This is a genomic window from Staphylococcus sp. HMSC62A08 (genome assembly GCF_001839105.1).
Taxonomy (GTDB): Bacteria; Bacillota; Bacilli; order Staphylococcales; family Staphylococcaceae; genus Staphylococcus; species Staphylococcus caprae.
In genome coordinates this window covers 1-839 of sequence record NZ_KV840043.1, presented here as the reverse complement: position 1 = coordinate 839, position 839 = coordinate 1, and the positions used below count along the sequence as shown (strand labels likewise).

Annotated in this window: 2 protein-coding genes; one reads left to right on the top strand and one right to left on the bottom strand. The window is 33.6% G+C overall.

What is annotated here, in order from left to right:
• Positions 1 to 499, top strand: a 499-nt coding sequence (locus HMPREF3264_RS10400) for a carboxylesterase family protein (protein WP_141764487.1), incomplete at its 5' end; no start/stop codon positions are given.
• Positions 500 to 539: 40 nt separating this feature from the next.
• Here the strand turns inward: HMPREF3264_RS10400 and HMPREF3264_RS10395 are convergent.
• A partial coding sequence (locus HMPREF3264_RS10395; RefSeq protein WP_070873285.1) for a DDE-type integrase/transposase/recombinase occupies positions 540 to 839 on the bottom strand: 300 nt, incomplete at its 5' end.

Here is an 839-nt window from a genome sequence, read left to right as displayed (position 1 = left end):
AAAATATAACTCATACGGAAAGATATGTCCACAGCCACATAATCCATTTAATTCAATTTTTTCCACTGAGCGTCAAAAATTAACTCAAAGTGAAGATTGTCTATATTTGAATATATGGAAAAATTCTTCACAAAATGCTAAAAAGCCAGTTATGGTTTGGGTACATGGTGGAGGTTTCGTGAATGGCCATGGCAGTGCTGAAGTAAATCTCCCTAATGTATTTGTTCAAAATAATGATTGTATAGTTGTTACTTTTAACTATAGATTGGGAGCTTTTGGTTTTTTGGATTTATCTAGTTATGGAGATTATGATGTTAACATAGGGCTGTACGATCAACTTAATGCAATAAAATGGGTCTATCAAAATATAAAAAAATTTGGCGGAGATCCAGAAAATATTACGCTGGCGGGACAGTCGGCAGGTGCCATGTCCATTCAAGCATTATTAAAAATCCCTGATATGAAAAAATATATAAAAAAAGGTTCTGTTGCAAAGTAAAAAATATAGCTAACCACTAATATATCATGTCAGTGTTCGCTTAACTTGCTAGCATGATGCTAATTTCGTGGCATGGGGAAAATCCGTAGATCTGAAGAGACCTGCGGTTCTTTTTATATAGAGCGTAAATACATTCAATACCTTTTAAAGTATTCTTTGCCGTATTGATACTTTGATATCTTGTCTTTCTTACTTTAATATGACGGTGATCTTGCTCAATGAGGTTATTCAGATATTTCGATGTACAATGACAGTCAGGTTTAAGTTTAAAAACTTTAATTACTTTAGCCATTGCTACCTTCGTTGAAGGTGCCTGATCTGTAACTACCTTTTTAGGTTT